We start from the raw sequence: 16,127 nt of genomic DNA on the forward strand, positions 1-16,127 counted from the left end.
GAATGATTCAGTTTGACGAAAAAATATATTTCTACCTCTTGGCCATAATCCCGGTAATGGCCCTGGCGTTCTTTTTTCTTCAAATCTGGAAGAGAAAGACACAAAAACGTTTTGCAGAATCAAACCTATTGAAGCGTCTGGCACCCAATAAATCCAACTTTAAGTCAACCCTTAAACTGATATTTTTATTGGGAGGGCTTACGTTTTTGGTATTGGGGTTGGTCAATCCAAAAATCGGTACAAAACTGGAAACCGTTAAACGCGAAGGTGTGGATATCGTTTTTGCCATCGATGTTTCAAAAAGTATGCTGGCAGAGGACATTGCCCCCAACCGTTTGGAAAAAGCCAAACGTATTGTTTCGGAAATCATCAACCAATTGGCGAGCGACCGTATAGGAATAATTGCCTACGCAGGGCAAGCCTACCCTCAATTGCCTATAACCACGGACTATGGCGCCGCTAAAATGTTCTTACAGAGCATGAATACCGATATGCTCTCATCACAGGGAACCGCCATTAACGCAGCCATAGATTTGGCCAGTACTTATTACGATGATTCCCAACAGACCAACAGGGTGCTTTTTATTGTTTCTGATGGGGAAGACCACTCCGAAAGTTCCACTATCGATGCAGTTGAAAAAGCTACACTGAACGGAATCCGTGTTTATACCATTGGAGTGGGTAAAGCCAAAGGAGCTCCGATTCCCATCAAAAAGAACGGCATTGTAGAAAGTTTGAAAAAGGACAACCAAGGCGAGGTTGTCATCACAAAATTGAACGAAAACATATTGACAGAGATTGCCGACAGGGGCAATGGCGATTATATTGATGGCTCCAGCACCGAAAATGCCGTGGAGTTCATCAAAGAGGAACTGAACCGGATGGACAAAACAGAGTTTGAAGCCAAACAATTTGCAGAGTACAAGGACCAATTTCAATGGTTCCTGGCCGCTGGCTTTTTATTTCTATTTTTGGACATTTTTGTTTTGGACAGAAAAACACAATGGTTGAAAAAACTGAATCTTTTTAACGAGCATGATGATGAGCAAGATTAAGTTGATGTTTGGACTATTACTATGTTTCGGGATGGTCCATGCGCAGGACGATATAACCGAAAAAGCGAACAAAGAAGCGGAAAAAGCATTGCAAGCCTCTACCAATCTTACCTATGAGGCCAACGAAGAACTTACCGCCAACGATTTTGTTACGGCAGAGGCCGATTACAGAAGGGCCATTTCCAAAAGCAACAAAAATGCCGCCGCCCGATTTAATTTAGGGAACGCCTACTATAACAGGGAAAGTTATGGAGAAGCTTTTGGAAGGTACAAACAGGCAGGAGAAGTTGCCGAGGATAAAGGAGAAAAGCACAAGGCATTCCATAACATGGGCAACGTGTTCATGAAGCAAAAAGATTACAAACAAGCCGTTGAGGCCTACAAACAAGCCTTAAGAAAAAATCCTAACGACGACGAGACTCGCTATAACCTTGCTCTGGCCAAAAAGATGCTAGAAAAACAACAGGACGAGCAAAAGAACGACCAAAACAAGGACAACGAAGACAAGAAAGATCAGGAAAACGAGGACAAGGATAAAAACCAAGACCAGAAGAACGAAGGCGGGGATAACGAGAAGAAAGACAAAGGCGAGCAAAAAGAGGATGAAAACAAAGATAAAGGCGACCAGGGTGAAAATGGAGAGGATAAGCCCAAGGAAAATCAAAAAGGCAATGGTGACAAGAAAAAAGAGCAAGAGAAAAAACCCAATGAGGGTGACCAGCCCGAAGATAAAAAGCAGCAACCTAGACCCAATCAATTGTCTGAACAACAGATTCAGAATTTGCTAGAGGCCATGCAGAACGAAGAGAAAAAAGTGCAGGAAAAAATGGAGGCCCGAAAAGTTCGAGGCAAAAAAATTAAAAACGAGAAGGACTGGTAATGAAAGTGTTGAAGGGCAACATATTGTTTATTCTGGGAATGTTACTCTTTACGGGCTTACATTCACATGCCCAAGACGATGCGGAAGAGATTTCGTTTACCATGAACTTGAGCAAAGAGGAATTGGGGCTAAACGAACGTCTTCGGGTAGATTTTACCATGAACAAGGATGGCGACAACTTTAAGCCGCCTCAATTTAATGGTTTTAATGTGGTGATGGGCCCTTCGCAGTCCATTAGTTCTTCTTGGGTAAATGGCAAACGCAGTTTTTCCAAGACCTATTCTTACATTTTAAAGCCCACGGCGAGGGGGAGTTTCACCATAAATCAGGCCACTATCGAGATTAACGGCCAAACATACAAGACAACCCCCAAGCAAGTAGAGGTTACAGCGGCAGTGGACAAGCCTAATGCACAGAAGACCGTGGACGATGTGGCCGACGAAAGCCTTCATTTAGTTGCAGAAGTATCAAAAGGAAATCCGTATTTAAATGAAGCTGTTACCGTAGTCTATAAGCTCTATGTAAGTCCAAACATAAGTGTTACAAATTACAGACCCTTGGACAATCCCACCTATAATAATTTTTGGAGCCAAGATATTCCGGTTACCAAGCACACCGCGCAAAACGGTACTTACCAAGGTAAACCCTATAGATATGTAGTTTTAAAACGAGTGGTACTTTACCCCCAAAAATCAGGACAGCTGGACATTGAGCCACTTTCTCTCGAGATTTTTGTTGATGTACCCACCAACAGAAGAGACTTTTTTGGTGGCCGAATTTATACCTCTACAAGTAAAACCGTTTCTGCAGGTAACAGAACCATCAACGTAAAACCATTGCCAGAAGCTGGAAAACCGGCCGGTTTCAGTGGAGCTGTTGGTGATTTTGATTTTTCGGTGACCACAAGCAAAACCCAACTGAATGCCTCGGAATCGCTTCAGGCCAAAGTTGAAGTTACTGGAAAAGGGAACTTGAAATTGTTCCAACTTCCAGAGCCAGAACTGCCGAGCTCTTTAGAAGTTTATGATCCCGAATACGAGGAATCCATCAACACCTACAGTACCGGCATGGAGGGCAAAGTGGCCAATAATTATACCATTGTACCTTCATTTAGGGGAAAATACCCCATTCCAAGTATCTCTTTCAGTTATTTTAATCCGAGTACAGGTAACTATAAAACCATTAATTCAGAAGAAATCAATATTGAGGTAATCGAAGGACCTACAAGTGGTTCTGCCAATATATCAAGTTCCTCTGCCAACAAGCAATTGGTTGTGCCGACCGGGGAGCAGTTTCATTTTATCAACATAAATCCGAACCTGATTCCTATTGGTTCTCACCGCTTTTTTGGCTCAAGCCTCTTTTTTATTCTTTTGTTCGCCCCGCTATTGTTTATTCCGATAGCCATTTTCACATTTAAGAAGAGAGAGGCCATTGCCAGCGATGTGGTAGGGAACAAAATAAAGAAAGCCAACAAACTGGCCAGAAAATATCTTTCAACAGCCAAAAAGGAACTCGGAAACAAAGAAGCCTTTTATGTGGCTCTGGAAAAAGGTTTGCACAACTACCTGAAGGCAAAATTACACATAGAAACTTCGGAATTCAGCAAGGATAAAATTACAAGCATTCTTTCGGAAAAAAAGGTTGACCAAAAGGATGTTGATGGCTTTATAGCATTATTGACCAGCTGTGAAATGGCACGATATAGCCCGTTTTCCAATGTGCAGATGCAACAAGATTATGAAAAAGCAAGTGAAGTAATTTCTAATTTGGACAAACAGTTATGAGCATGAAAAAGATGGTCCTTTTATTTTGTATGCTTTCGCTCTCTTTTGGATTTTCCCAAAACGAGGCTCTGTTTAATGAAGCCACCGAACTATACAACAATGGGGAATATTCCGCTGCCATAGAAAACTACAAGCAAATTCTGGAAAATGGCGAGCATTCGGCCGCACTGTACTTTAATTTGGGGAATTGCTACTACAAACTCAATTCCATTGGCCCCAGTATTTATTACTACGAAAAAGCATTGCTTCTTGACCCACCTAATAGGGAAATCCAAAATAATTTGGCGTTTGCCCAAAATATGAGGCTGGATGCCATTGAGGAAGTTCCTACAACGGGGATATCCAAAATCTACAAATCAGTTGTGGGTTTGCTCTCCTATGATCAATGGGCTTATTTGGCCATTGGATTGGTCTTTTTGTTTGTTTTGGCCTATATGGCCTATTATTTTCTTAGCCCGGCCAACCAAAAGAGGGTTGCATTTATTTCAAGTATGCTCTCTCTTGCTTTGTGCGCCGTCTCTGTTTTAATGGCCTACCTTGGATATCAACAATACAAGAACGATGACCCAGCCATAGTTTTTGAGAAAGAAGTCAATGTTAGTTCAGAACCCAATACCAACAGCAGTACTATCTTTACCATTCACGAAGGAACCAAAGTGAATATTTTGGACGAATTGGACGATTGGAAAAGAATACGTATTGCCGATGGGCAAACAGGATGGTTGTTGGGGGACCAGATTAGGTCGTTAAAGGATTTTTAGACATAATTAACAAATAAGTGCATATCTTATCTTAAATTTACCCCCAATCATATAATATGATGCGAACACTGGCTATACCGTTTATTTCCTTTGTGATGGTCACAATTTTGTTGACCTCACCTTTTGTCCCACTTATGGGGCGGGAATATAGTATTGCCTTTATTCTTGGTTCTTCCGAAGAGGAGAACAATACGCATGATACTTCGAGCAGTAAAACATTTGATATTAAATATTTTATGTCAAAAAGTTTTATTTCAGCGGATCCATCCATAAATCAAGAAAAAAATAATGATGCATTAGGATATGCATTCGCTGTATTGGAGTTTACCCTTGAAACACTAGACCCCCCTCCCCGAAAATTGGTTTAACATTCTTATTCTCGTTTAAATCAAATTTTAATTGTCCTTTACCACCAAATTTTATCTGATGTAGAGGACTAATCTTGTTTATTATGTTCAAGTATATAAAAAATGACTTGCCTGCCAGTATTGTGGTCTTTTTTGTGGCACTACCGCTTTGTTTAGGTATTGCCCTGGCCAGTGGCGCCCCTTTGTTTTCGGGGCTTATTGCAGGTATTATTGGGGGAATCGTTGTAGGTGCACTAAGTGGTTCCCAAATAGGGGTAAGTGGCCCTGCAGCAGGACTTGCAGCCATTGTACTAACCGCGATCGGAACCTTGGGAGGGTATCAAAACTTTTTGGTTGCCGTAGTATTGGGCGGTATAATCCAGCTGATTTTCGGATTTCTAAAGGCTGGTATTATTGCCTATTATTTTCCATCATCGGTAATTAAAGGTATGCTCACGGGTATTGGAATCATCATCATTCTAAAACAAATTCCCCATTTTTTTGGTTATGATGCCGACCCGGAAGGTGATTGGGCCTTCTTTCAAGTAGATGGTGAAAACACCTTTAGTGAAATTATAAACTCCATCAATTTTATTAGTCCTGGTGCAACCCTTATCGCTGTTGTTGCCTTGGCCATACTTATTTTATGGGGTCAGGTTCTAACGAAAAAATCCAGGATTTTTGAGCTTATACAAGGACCTTTGGTCGCTGTGGTCATTGGAATCGTGTATTATTCATTGACCCAAGGCAATGGCACATGGGGAATCACGCAGGAGCATTTGGTAAGCGTTCCGGTACCGGATAGCTTTGATTCGTTCTTGGGCTTTTTTAGTTTTCCCAATTTCTCCGCCATATCCAACCCAGAAGTTTGGATAACAGGTTTCACCATTGCATTGGTGGCCAGTTTGGAAACATTGCTATGTGTGGAGGCAACGGATAAATTAGATCCTGAAAAAAGAACAACGCCCACCAACCGCGAGCTTAGGGCCCAAGGAGTGGGGAACATGCTTTCTGGTTTGGTCGGAGGGCTTCCGGTTACACAGGTAATCGTTCGTAGTTCAGCCAATATTCAATCCGGAGGTAAAACAAAGGCTTCTGCTATTATCCACGGATTCTTCCTCCTCGGTTCGGTAATATTGATACCGACCTTGCTCAATAAGATTCCGCTGTCCGTTTTGGCCGCCATATTGTTTATCGTTGGTTTTAAACTCGCAAAGCCATCGCTTTTCAAAACCATGTACCAAGCGGGTTGGAAACAATTTGTCCCCTTTGTGGTAACCGTGTTGGGCATTGTTTTTACAGACCTTTTGGTCGGGATCAGTTTAGGTCTTGGCGTTGGTATTGTCGTTGTTCTTATTAAAAGCTACCAGAACTCCCACTTCCTTCATATTGAAGATAAGAGCAATGGAGCACATAAAATTAAAATGACCCTTGCGGAAGAGGTTACCTTTTTTAACAAAGGAGCCATTCTAAAAGAACTGGATAGTCTTCCTGAAAACTCCTATCTTGAATTGGATGTTAGAAAAACACGTTTTCTTGACAATGATATCGTGGAAATCCTAGAAGACTTTTCAAACAAAGCGAAGAACAGGAACATCGACATTAAAATTATCTCGGAAAAAGGCGAAATTGAAAATCCGGATAGTTACATCGAATTTTTTAATCTAAGACCGAAAAAATCGGCATAAAATATTTTAGCATGAAAGCACACACAAAAGAAACCCAGGCAACCATGACGCCAGAAAAAGCCATTCAATTTTTGAAGGAGGGCAATCAGCGTTTTCAACAAAACTTAAAAGCGAACAGAAACCTCTTGGAACAGGTGAACGATACAAAGGACGGTCAATTTCCGTTTGCGACCATTTTAAGCTGCATTGATTCAAGAGTATCCGCTGAGCTTGTTTTTGACCAAGGGTTGGGAGACATCTTTAGTATAAGAATTGCAGGGAATTTTGTTAACGAAGATATTTTGGGAAGCATGGAGTTTGCCTGCAAATTGGCAGGGACAAAAACCATTGTAGTTTTGGGGCATACTGCCTGTGGAGCGGTAAAAGGAGCATGCGACCATGCTCGTTTGGGCAACCTTACTGCTTTGATCAATAAAATTGAACCTGCCGTGGCCGCTGTCCACGAACCTAAAGATGAATCTTTAAGAAACTCTAAAAATTTAGAGTTTGTGGATGCGGTTTCGGCAAAAAATGTTGAAATGACCTTGGAAAACATCAGAAATCAAAGCAACGTTCTAAAAGAAATGGAAGACAATGGAGAAATTGCCATAGTCGGTGCCATGTACGATATCTCTGATGGTAAAGTTACCTTTCTGTAGCACAGAATAACTTTATGTAAAAAATGCCGGTGTATTTTACTACCGGCATTTTTTATTCATAATATTGTTATATTAAAGCTACGCAAACAACACTATACCATGTTTAAGCACCTAAAAGGAGATTTGTTCGGGGGAATTACCGCAGGCATTGTGGCCCTTCCTTTGGCGCTTGCCTTTGGTGTAAGTTCTGGGTTAGGCCCCAGCGCCGGTTTGTACGGGGCAATTTTCATTAGTTTTTTTGCCGCTCTTTTCGGTGGAACCAACACACAAATTTCGGGCCCAACCGCTCCAATGACAGCAGTGAGCATGGTTGTTATTGCAGGTATCATTGCCGTTAACGATGGGGATATCAACAAGGCACTTCCCCCTATTTTGACCGTTTTCCTTTTGGCAGGGATTATGCAGGTTGGTTTGGGCCTATTGGGCATGGGAAAATATATTAAATACATTCCATATCCCGTGGTTTCAGGTTTTATGACCGCTATTGGAATTATAATTTTAGTTACCCAAATATTGCCGGCAGTAGGGTATTACCCCAAGGAGGACGAAGCGTATGTCAATCAGTTTATGCCCCAGGCCGAAGAAGCCATTTTAGAAAATATACTGCATGAAGAGGCTGGTGAAGGAATATTGGTTTTAGAGAACTTTACGGAAACCATTAAGCGTGCCGAAAAAATTTCACATGCCGATATGTTAAAAGAAGCCGGCACCTTGGCTTCAAAAGATGCATCGGGGGTAATGGGAACATTTAAAGTACTGCCCAGGGCACTCAAGCACATTAATTGGCTGGAATTGGCCTTGGCCTTGGCAACCATTATCATTATTTACGGTTTTAAACGAATAACCACGGCAATCCCCAGCACATTGGTTGCCCTGATCGTAGTTTCTGGTGCGGCTTTCGGATTTGGGTTGGATTATAGACCCATTGAACAGATTCCAAGTGGGCTACCCATCCCCAACTTTGAAATTTTTACATCGTTCAACCTTAATGTTGTCACGCCCTATATTTTTACTGCACTTACTTTGGCACTGCTTGGTGCCATAGACTCACTGCTTACCTCCGTGGTTGCAGACAATATGACCCAAACCAAACATAAACCCAACAAAGAGTTGGTAGGCCAAGGCATTGGAAACAGTATTGCAGCTATTTTTGGGGGGATTCCTGGCGCTGGTGCCACTATCAGGACCGTGGTAAACATAAACTCTGGGGGTAAAACAAGACTATCCGGTATGATTGCCGGCTTACTACTACTTGTTATTTTACTTGCCTTGGGGCCAGTAGCATCACAAATACCCGCTGCAGTATTGGCAGGTATATTGGTAACCGTAGGTATTGGTGTAATGGATTACAGAGGGCTAAAAGCCATTCCCCACTTGCCCAAAGACATAAAATTGGGGCCTCTAAAACTCAGTTCCGAAGTTATCATCATGTTGGTAGTAATGGTATTGTCATCCATTTGGAATTTGGTATATGCTGTTGGAATCGGCCTTGTAATTGCCTCTTTAATGTTTATGAAAAAAATTGGAGATCTTACAGCACAACGTTCCAATGTGAGGGCCTTGCGTGAGGAAGCGTGGTCCGATGAAAAAAATATTCCCCAAAAAATTAAGGATAAGGTTTTTATAAAACACATAAAAGGGCCTTTGTTTTTTGGATCTACCAACGAATTTCAACAACTGGCCTCACAAATCCCCGATGATGCTTCAACAGTGATAATAAGAATGGGCAGGATGCAGTATATGGACCAAACGGGCCTATATGCCATGGAAGATGTGTTGCAAGATTTAAAACGAAAAGATATACTTGTGCTCTTGGTCAATATTCTGGACCAGCCCCGTTATATGTTGGAACGTATTGATATTATCCCGAATCTTATCCCAAAAGAACATATCTTCAAAAACTTTAAATCCTGTTTGGATTGGGTTGATAAAAACTTAAACCACCAAGAATAATATACGTTTTTGATGCTTCTTCAAGAGTTCCCACAAGATTCAGGACCTATATATCTGGAAACCGTTAAGGGCAGGTTTCCCGTTGAACCTTATAATACTTATAGCAATCTTATCTTTTTGTTCCTGATTATTTATTGGGGCATAAAAGTGTATAAACATCCAAAGCAACATCTATTTTTAGCATGGGTACTTCCCATAATCGGAATAAGTTATGTGGGCGGAACAATTTACCATGCCACCCGGAGCCATGAGTTTTGGCTTCGGTTGGATTGGATGCCCATTATGATCTTATGTGCTGCTTTGGTCATCTACTTTATTTTTAAGCTGGTTAAATCTTGGTGGAAGCGGTTGTTTTGGATCACCATGTTGCCCGGGGTTTCATTTTTATTTCGGATGCTGCCCATTCCATCTGGATTGAGAATTTCTTTGGGATATATAATAACAGCTGCAACCATACTTGTTCCCATAGCTTGGTATTTGGTTCGGACCAAAGGAAGGAACATTGTTTTTGTGATTGTTTCCTTCCTAATTTTTGGAGTTGCGATTTTCTTTAGGAGCATTGATCTGCATCAAAATTTCTTTCCGATGGGAACACATTGGCTGTGGCATCTTTTGGGTGGAATTGCAGTACATTTTCTTATTGCCTATATATTCAAGGACAATTTGCTAAATTTGTCCGCCAATAGCGTAAGCAATCATGATTGACACCATAAAGGAACATATCGCCGAAGTAGAAAAGTTTACTTCAACCTCAATAAAAGAAATTGAAGCCTTCCGAATTAAGTATTTAGGAAAAAAGGGGCTTTTGAACAGTTTCTTTGCCGAATTTAAGAATGTGCCCAACGAACAAAAGAAAGATTTTGGCAAGGTTGTCAATCAATTGAAAAACGCAGCTACCGATAAGGTCAATGCCCTTAAGGAGGCCTTGGAGAGCCAAACAGAAACTGTTGGCAAATATGGGGATTTGACACGCCCCGGTGAACCTGTTGAAATTGGTTCCCGCCACCCAATCAATATTGTAAAGAACCAGATCATCGATATTTTTTCCCGAATCGGGTTCAATGTTTCCGAAGGTCCCGAAATTGAGGATGACTGGCACAACTTTACGGCACTAAACCTTCCGGAATACCACCCTGCAAGAGACATGCAGGATACTTTTTTCATTCAAACAGATCCGGATATCCTTTTGCGCACCCATACTTCATCAGTTCAGGTAAGGTATATGGAGAGCAATAAACCTCCCATCAGGACCATTTCCCCTGGAAGGGTTTATAGAAACGAAGCAATTTCGGCTCGCTCCCATTGCTTTTTCCATCAGGTAGAAGGCCTATATGTGGACAAGAACGTATCCTTTGCCGATTTAAAACAAACCTTGCAATATTTTACATCGGAAATGTTCGGCAAGTCCAAAATTAGGTTGCGCCCTTCTTATTTCCCATTTACGGAGCCCAGCGCAGAAGTTGATGTTTACTGGGGCCTAGAGACCGAAACGGACTACCGCATGACCAAGGGAACCGGCTGGCTGGAAATTATGGGCTGCGGGATGGTAGACCCCAACGTACTTAAGAATTGTGGTATAGACCCCGATGTATATTCTGGATTTGCCTTTGGAATGGGAATAGACCGTATTGCGTTGTTGCTCCATCAAATTTCAGACATTCGCCTGCTCAGCGAAAATGATGTTCGCTTCTTGGAACAATTCAAAAGCGCATTGTAGACCATTTTATGAAAAAGGATATTGAAATTCCCGTAGCCAAGGATGTTCATGTTGCTGTAATCCGCGAGTGGAACGATGAATTTCTGTCCAAAGACTGGAATGCCTATCTGATCAATAACAGAAAAGATGCCATTGAAATGACCATTGTTGTTTCCAAAGGTTTTGACGAGGATAAAAAAACCTCTACCATGCGACACGGCATAGGGGTTGTTGAACCCAAGTCCTTTAAAAAAATTGAATTCCTGCAAGAAGAAGTGCTGGCCCTCAACAATGAATTCTTTGTTACCTTTTTTGCAGAAAACAAACTGTTTGAAAAGAGGTTCCTATTCCCCAAACATACTATTGCCGAAGACCATCTTACCACAATTCCAATTATAGATAAGGAAGGAATTCTAGCTAAGCATTGATAGGTGTTTTGTCAACGAACACTTTCTTTTAACAAAAATTTAGTTCTTGTTAGTTCGGTTTGTTCCGAACCAATATTAATTTTGCACCTTCAAAAATCCATCTATGGAAAAAACGAAGGAAGAAATAATAGAAACTTTAGGGCTTCATTTAGAGAAGGAACACAACTTGCCTCCCCTGGCCGCCCGCATATATGCAATACTCATTTTAACCGATGAGGACGGAATCACCTTTGAGGATTGTTTGGAAAAACGGGGTGCAAGCAAAAGCTCTACCTCTACCTCTTTGAACCTTTTATTAAACATGGGCCTGGTTACCTACTTTACCAAACCCAGTGATAGAAGAAGGTATTTCACCACTGCCAAGAAAAAGAACTTCTTTCTTTCTAAGCTTCAACAAAACTTGAGTCGTATGGAAACCGAAAAAAGTATAATCACCTTGGTTTTGGGCTATCATAAAAAAAATAGCCCTAAAAAATATGAAGAAGGTCAAGTAAGAACCAAAGTGTATCTGGATTATGTAAGCGATAACGAAAAAATCCTTAAAAAATCCATCAAAAAATTAGAATCCATTATAGATGAGTAATCTCTCCAACAGTCATAAACCCAACAATAACCCTAACAACCTTAGTTTGTTCATGAAAACAAAAACAATCAAATCAATAATAGTAGCAACAGGTGTGCTCTTGTTCATGTCCTGTGGGGGTAAAAACCAACAGCAAGCCACTGTGCCGCAAGCGCCCTCGCTCAAAGTGAGTACGCTTAAAAAACAGGATATTACAATATATAATTCGTATTCCACCAATATTCAAGGTCTACAAAATGTAGAAATCTGGCCAAAGGTTGCTGGATTTGTTCAAAACATATATGTAGAAGAAGGACAAAAAGTAAAAAAAGGGCAGTTGCTCTTTAAACTGGAAACACAAACGCTTTCCCAAGATGCCGAAGCTGCAAAAGCGGCGGTAAATTTGGCACAGGTGGAAGTGGACAAGCTGGTTCCCTTGGTTGAGAAAAACATTATTAGCGAGGTGCAATTGGAAACCGCTAAAGCTCAATTGGAACAGGCAAAAAGCAACTATAACAGTATTGCCGCCAACATCGGCTATTCCAATATAGTGAGCCCGGTAAACGGGTACATTGGTGAGATTCCCTATAAAGTGGGCGCTTTGGTAAGCAGCACTATGGGGGAGCCACTTAGCGTGGTATCCGACATTAGTAGCATTCGTGCATACTTTTCCATGACCGAGAAACAATTGTTACAAATGAAGAGTGAAATGGCAGATAAAGGAGCTCCCATTTCATCTGAAAATACTCCGGAAGTAGAGCTTGTGATGGTCAATGGTGAAACCTATCCGCAAAAGGGAAAAATTGCCATGGTGAACAACATTATCAACCCAACCACAGGAAGTGTAACCCTTAGGGCGGATTTTGACAACCCCAACCAATTGTTGAGCTCTGGCAGTACGGGAACCATAAAGGTGCCGTCTACCTACGAAAATACTTTTGTTATCCCTCAATTTGCCACGGTTGACCTCCAAGGAACCAAAATGGTATTTATATTGAATGATGACAACTCGGTAAATACAAAACCATTGAACATTGTCGCACAAACCGATAAGGAGTTCATCGTAAACGAAGGTTTGGAAGAAGGAAGCACCATCGTAACCGAAGGAGTGTCCAAACTAAAAGATGGTCAAACCATCAATCCCGTAAAACAATAATTGCCATCAATCATTTATAGAACAAATTATATATGTTCCAAAAATTTATAGATCGTCCTGTACTTTCCACTGTAATATCCGTAATTATTATGATATTGGGTATTCTGGGGCTTAGTACTTTACCCGTAGAACAGTATCCGGAGATTGCTCCGCCAACCGTTCAGGTTAACGCCAATTATACCGGAGCAAATGCCGAAACAGTACTAAAAAGTGTAGTGATTCCACTTGAAGAGCAGATCAACGGTGTGGAGGGCATGACCTACATGACCTCATCCGCCAGTAACGATGGGGCAGCCAACATCAGCGTATTTTTTGAACTTGGCGTTGACCCCGACATTGCAGCGGTAAATGTTCAAAACCGAGTTGCAAGGGCCAACAGCTTGTTGCCGCAAGAAGTTATAAACACAGGGGTAACTACCCAAAAGGCCCAAAACAGTGCATTGCTATTTTTCTCCATTTACTCTGAAAATGAGGATTACGATGCCACCTTTGTGGAGAACTACGCCAAAATAAACCTGGTTCCGCAATTACAACGGATCAAAGGAGTTGGTAACGTTAACGTATTTGGGGCCAAAGATTATTCCATGCGGATATGGATCTCTCCTGATAAAATGGCTGCATACAATTTGGTGCCAGCCGATATCCAAGCGGCATTAAGAGAACAGAATACCGAAGCGGCAACCGGTAAAATTGGAGAAAATGCTGATGGTATTTTTGAATATGTGATGAAATACAAAGGACGGCTCTCCGAAGTAAAAGAATATGAAAACATTATTCTAAAAACTACTGAAGACGGAGGGTTTCTTCGCTTAAAAGATGTTGCCGAAATCGAGTTGGGAGCACTAAGCTACGTTAGAAAAAACTCCGGTATGGGAAACCCCGGTGTTGCTGTGGGGGTTTACCAAACATCTGGATCCAATGCAAAGGAAATCATCGACGAAATTGAAACCATCTTGGAAGAATCCAAAGCAGATTTTCCAAAAGGGTTGGATTATGTAATCCCCTTCAACTCCAAAGATTTCTTGGATGCCTCCATCGATCACGTTGTAAAAACATTGATCGAGGCATTTATCTTGGTGTTTATTGTGGTGTTCCTCTTCCTTCAGGATTTTAGATCTACACTTATTCCCGCCATTGCGGTGCCCGTGGCCATTGTGGGTACTTTTTTCTTCCTGCAATTGTTCGGATACTCCATCAATATGCTCACTCTTTTTGCTATGATTTTGGCCATTGGTATTGTGGTGGATGATGCCATTGTGGTGGTCGAGGCGGTACACGCTAAGTTGGAAGAAGGAGCCGACTCTGCGAAAACCGCAACCAAAAATGCCATGAGCGAGATATCTGGGGCCATTATCTCCATTACCTTGGTAATGTCGGCGGTATTCATCCCGGTTTCCTTTATCAAAGGGTCTTCAGGTGTTTTCTACCAACAGTTTGGTATTACCCTTGCCGTTGCTATTTTAATATCAGCCGTTAATGCGTTGACATTGAGTCCTGCCTTGGCGGCATTGTTCCTAAAGCCCCATAATCCAGAAAAAGGTAAAAAATCCAATTTCTTGAACCGTTTTTTTAAGGCTTTCAACATTGGTTTTACGGCCATGACAAATAAATACACCAATACCATTGGTACTTTGGTGAAAAGAAAATGGATAACCCTTGCTCTCTTACTTGGTTTTAGTGCACTGGCCATATTCCTGTTCAAATCAACCCCCTCTGGTTTTGTGCCAGATGAAGACCGTGGGATGATCTTTGTTAATGTGAGCATGCCTCCGGGAACAACCATTGAAAAAACAGAGGAGACCATCATGAAGCTGGATTCCATTTATGAATCCATGGACGTGATCGACGCTAGAATGAGTGTGGCCGGGTTTAGTTTATTGAACCGAGTAAGTGCTGGGTCTTATGCATTCTCTATCATGAAGCTGAAAGATTGGAGCGAAAGAGATGCAGATTCTTTGTCCGTTAATGCGACCATGCAAAAGCTGTACGGAATTACGGCAGGTTTCAATGATGCCGAGATCATTTACTTTACGCCTCCAAGTATTCAAGGTTTTGGTACCAGTTCCGGTTTTGAGGTACAGCTTCAGAGCAAAACGGGCGAAGACTGGAATTCCATCAACGATGTAAAAAACCAATTTTTGGGAGCACTCAATGCCAGACCGGAAATTCAGTATGCCATTTCGCAGTTCGACCCCGGTTTTCCACAGTACAATTTGGACATTGACATGGAGAAGGTGAAAATGGCCGGGTTGACAGCAACCGATATTTTCAATTCGCTCCAAGGTTATTTTGGAGGTATTTATGCTACCGATTTCAACAAATTTGGTAAGCAGTACCGTGTTATGATCCAGGCCAAACCCGAAGATCGGGCCAACGAGAACTCTTTGAACCATATTTTTGTTAGGAATGCCAATGGCGAATCCGTCGCTGTAAGCCAGTTTGTGGACCTAAAGAAAATTTATGGTCCCGAGGTTGTGCAACGATTCAACTTGTTGAGTTCCGTAAGCATAACAGGAGTTCCCAATCCGGGCTACAGTACCGGTGATGCCATTACCGCTATTGAAGAAGTGGCCGCCCAAGTATTGCCAACTACCTACACCTACGATTACTCCGGCCTTACAAGGGAAGAAAGCAATGCCGGTTCACAGACCATCCTCATATTTATATTGAGTTTGGTGTTTGTTTATTTCTTGCTGAGTGCACAATACGAAAGTTATATACTACCGCTTTCCATTTTGTTGTCGCTGCCCTTTGGTATTGCAGGAGCCATTCTTTTCATCAACTTGGCAGGCTTGCAGAACAATATCTATTTCCAGATTGCCCTGATCATGTTGATTGGTCTGTTGGCCAAAAACGCCATTTTGATCGTGGAGTTTGCCCTGCAACGTAGACGGGCAGGACTATCCCTTTTTGATGCTGCCGCAGATGGGGCACGTGCCAGGCTCCGCCCAATTTTGATGACATCTTTCGCCTTCATATTTGGTCTATTGCCATTGGCACTTTCATCAGGAATCGGAGCCGTAGGAAACCAATCCATAGGTGTAAGTGCTGTTGGGGGTATGCTGGTCGGAACCATTTTGGGAGTTTTTGCGGTACCTGTGCTCTTTGTAGTGTTCCAAGCGCTGCAAGAACGCATATCGGGAAAACCGGAATCCATCAAAGTAAACAATGCTTAA

The 16,127-nt window shown here is 41.8% G+C and carries 14 protein-coding genes; all 14 read left to right on the top strand.

What is annotated here, in order from left to right; translation table 11 throughout:
* Positions 1-2: 2 nt before the first annotated feature.
* The 14 genes from AC13CC_RS07340 (at position 3) to AC13CC_RS07405 (ending at position 16,127) form a co-directional block, all read left to right on the top strand.
* Entirely contained in the window at positions 3-1,055 is a 1,053-nt protein-coding gene (locus AC13CC_RS07340; RefSeq protein WP_482876026.1) for a VWA domain-containing protein, read from the top strand.
* Positions 1,042-1,935, top strand: a complete 894-nt coding sequence (locus tag AC13CC_RS07345) for a tetratricopeptide repeat protein (protein ID WP_482876027.1) — start codon at positions 1,042-1,044, stop codon at positions 1,933-1,935. The genes AC13CC_RS07340 and AC13CC_RS07345 overlap by 14 nt, the downstream gene beginning before the upstream one ends.
* The gene (locus tag AC13CC_RS07350; protein WP_482876028.1) at positions 1,935-3,722 is read left to right on the top strand and encodes a BatD family protein; all 1,788 of its coding nucleotides are present in this window, start codon (positions 1,935-1,937) and stop codon (positions 3,720-3,722) included. The genes AC13CC_RS07345 and AC13CC_RS07350 overlap by 1 nt, the downstream gene beginning before the upstream one ends.
* A gap of 2 nt (positions 3,723-3,724) precedes the next feature.
* Positions 3,725-4,483 carry an SH3 domain-containing protein gene (locus tag AC13CC_RS07355; RefSeq protein WP_326279568.1) on the top strand — a complete coding sequence of 253 codons (759 nt, stop codon included), beginning with the start codon at positions 3,725-3,727 and terminating at the stop codon, positions 4,481-4,483.
* Positions 4,484-4,539: 56 nt separating this feature from the next.
* Complete coding sequence (locus AC13CC_RS07360) at positions 4,540-4,851, top strand: hypothetical protein (RefSeq protein ID WP_293165974.1); 312 nt, start codon at positions 4,540-4,542, stop codon at positions 4,849-4,851.
* Between the two features lie 83 nt (positions 4,852-4,934).
* On the top strand, positions 4,935-6,518 hold the full coding sequence (locus AC13CC_RS07365; protein ID WP_326279571.1) for a SulP family inorganic anion transporter: 1,584 nt from the start codon (positions 4,935-4,937) through the stop codon (positions 6,516-6,518).
* An 11-nt stretch (positions 6,519-6,529) separates the two neighbouring features.
* Positions 6,530-7,156 (top strand): carbonic anhydrase family protein, encoded by a 627-nt coding sequence (locus AC13CC_RS07370; RefSeq protein WP_326279573.1) that lies wholly within the window; start codon positions 6,530-6,532, stop codon positions 7,154-7,156.
* Positions 7,157-7,255: 99 nt separating this feature from the next.
* The gene (locus AC13CC_RS07375) at positions 7,256-9,109 is read left to right on the top strand and encodes a SulP family inorganic anion transporter (protein ID WP_482876030.1); all 1,854 of its coding nucleotides are present in this window, start codon (positions 7,256-7,258) and stop codon (positions 9,107-9,109) included.
* Between the two features lie 12 nt (positions 9,110-9,121).
* Complete coding sequence (locus tag AC13CC_RS07380) at positions 9,122-9,814, top strand: hypothetical protein (RefSeq protein ID WP_482876032.1); 693 nt, start codon at positions 9,122-9,124, stop codon at positions 9,812-9,814.
* Positions 9,807-10,826, top strand: a complete 1,020-nt coding sequence (gene pheS, locus AC13CC_RS07385) for a phenylalanine--tRNA ligase subunit alpha (protein ID WP_293165983.1) — start codon at positions 9,807-9,809, stop codon at positions 10,824-10,826. The genes AC13CC_RS07380 and pheS overlap by 8 nt, the downstream gene beginning before the upstream one ends.
* A gap of 8 nt (positions 10,827-10,834) precedes the next feature.
* Positions 10,835-11,233, top strand: a complete 399-nt coding sequence (locus AC13CC_RS07390) for a hypothetical protein (protein ID WP_326279579.1) — start codon at positions 10,835-10,837, stop codon at positions 11,231-11,233.
* A gap of 103 nt (positions 11,234-11,336) precedes the next feature.
* Entirely contained in the window at positions 11,337-11,816 is a 480-nt protein-coding gene (locus AC13CC_RS07395) for a GbsR/MarR family transcriptional regulator (protein WP_482876034.1), read from the top strand.
* A gap of 52 nt (positions 11,817-11,868) precedes the next feature.
* Entirely contained in the window at positions 11,869-12,951 is a 1,083-nt protein-coding gene (locus tag AC13CC_RS07400) for an efflux RND transporter periplasmic adaptor subunit (RefSeq protein WP_326279583.1), read from the top strand.
* Positions 12,952-12,983: 32 nt separating this feature from the next.
* Complete coding sequence (locus AC13CC_RS07405) at positions 12,984-16,127, top strand: efflux RND transporter permease subunit (RefSeq protein WP_482876037.1); 3,144 nt, start codon at positions 12,984-12,986, stop codon at positions 16,125-16,127.

The organism is Flagellimonas sp. L-11, assembly GCF_056857735.1.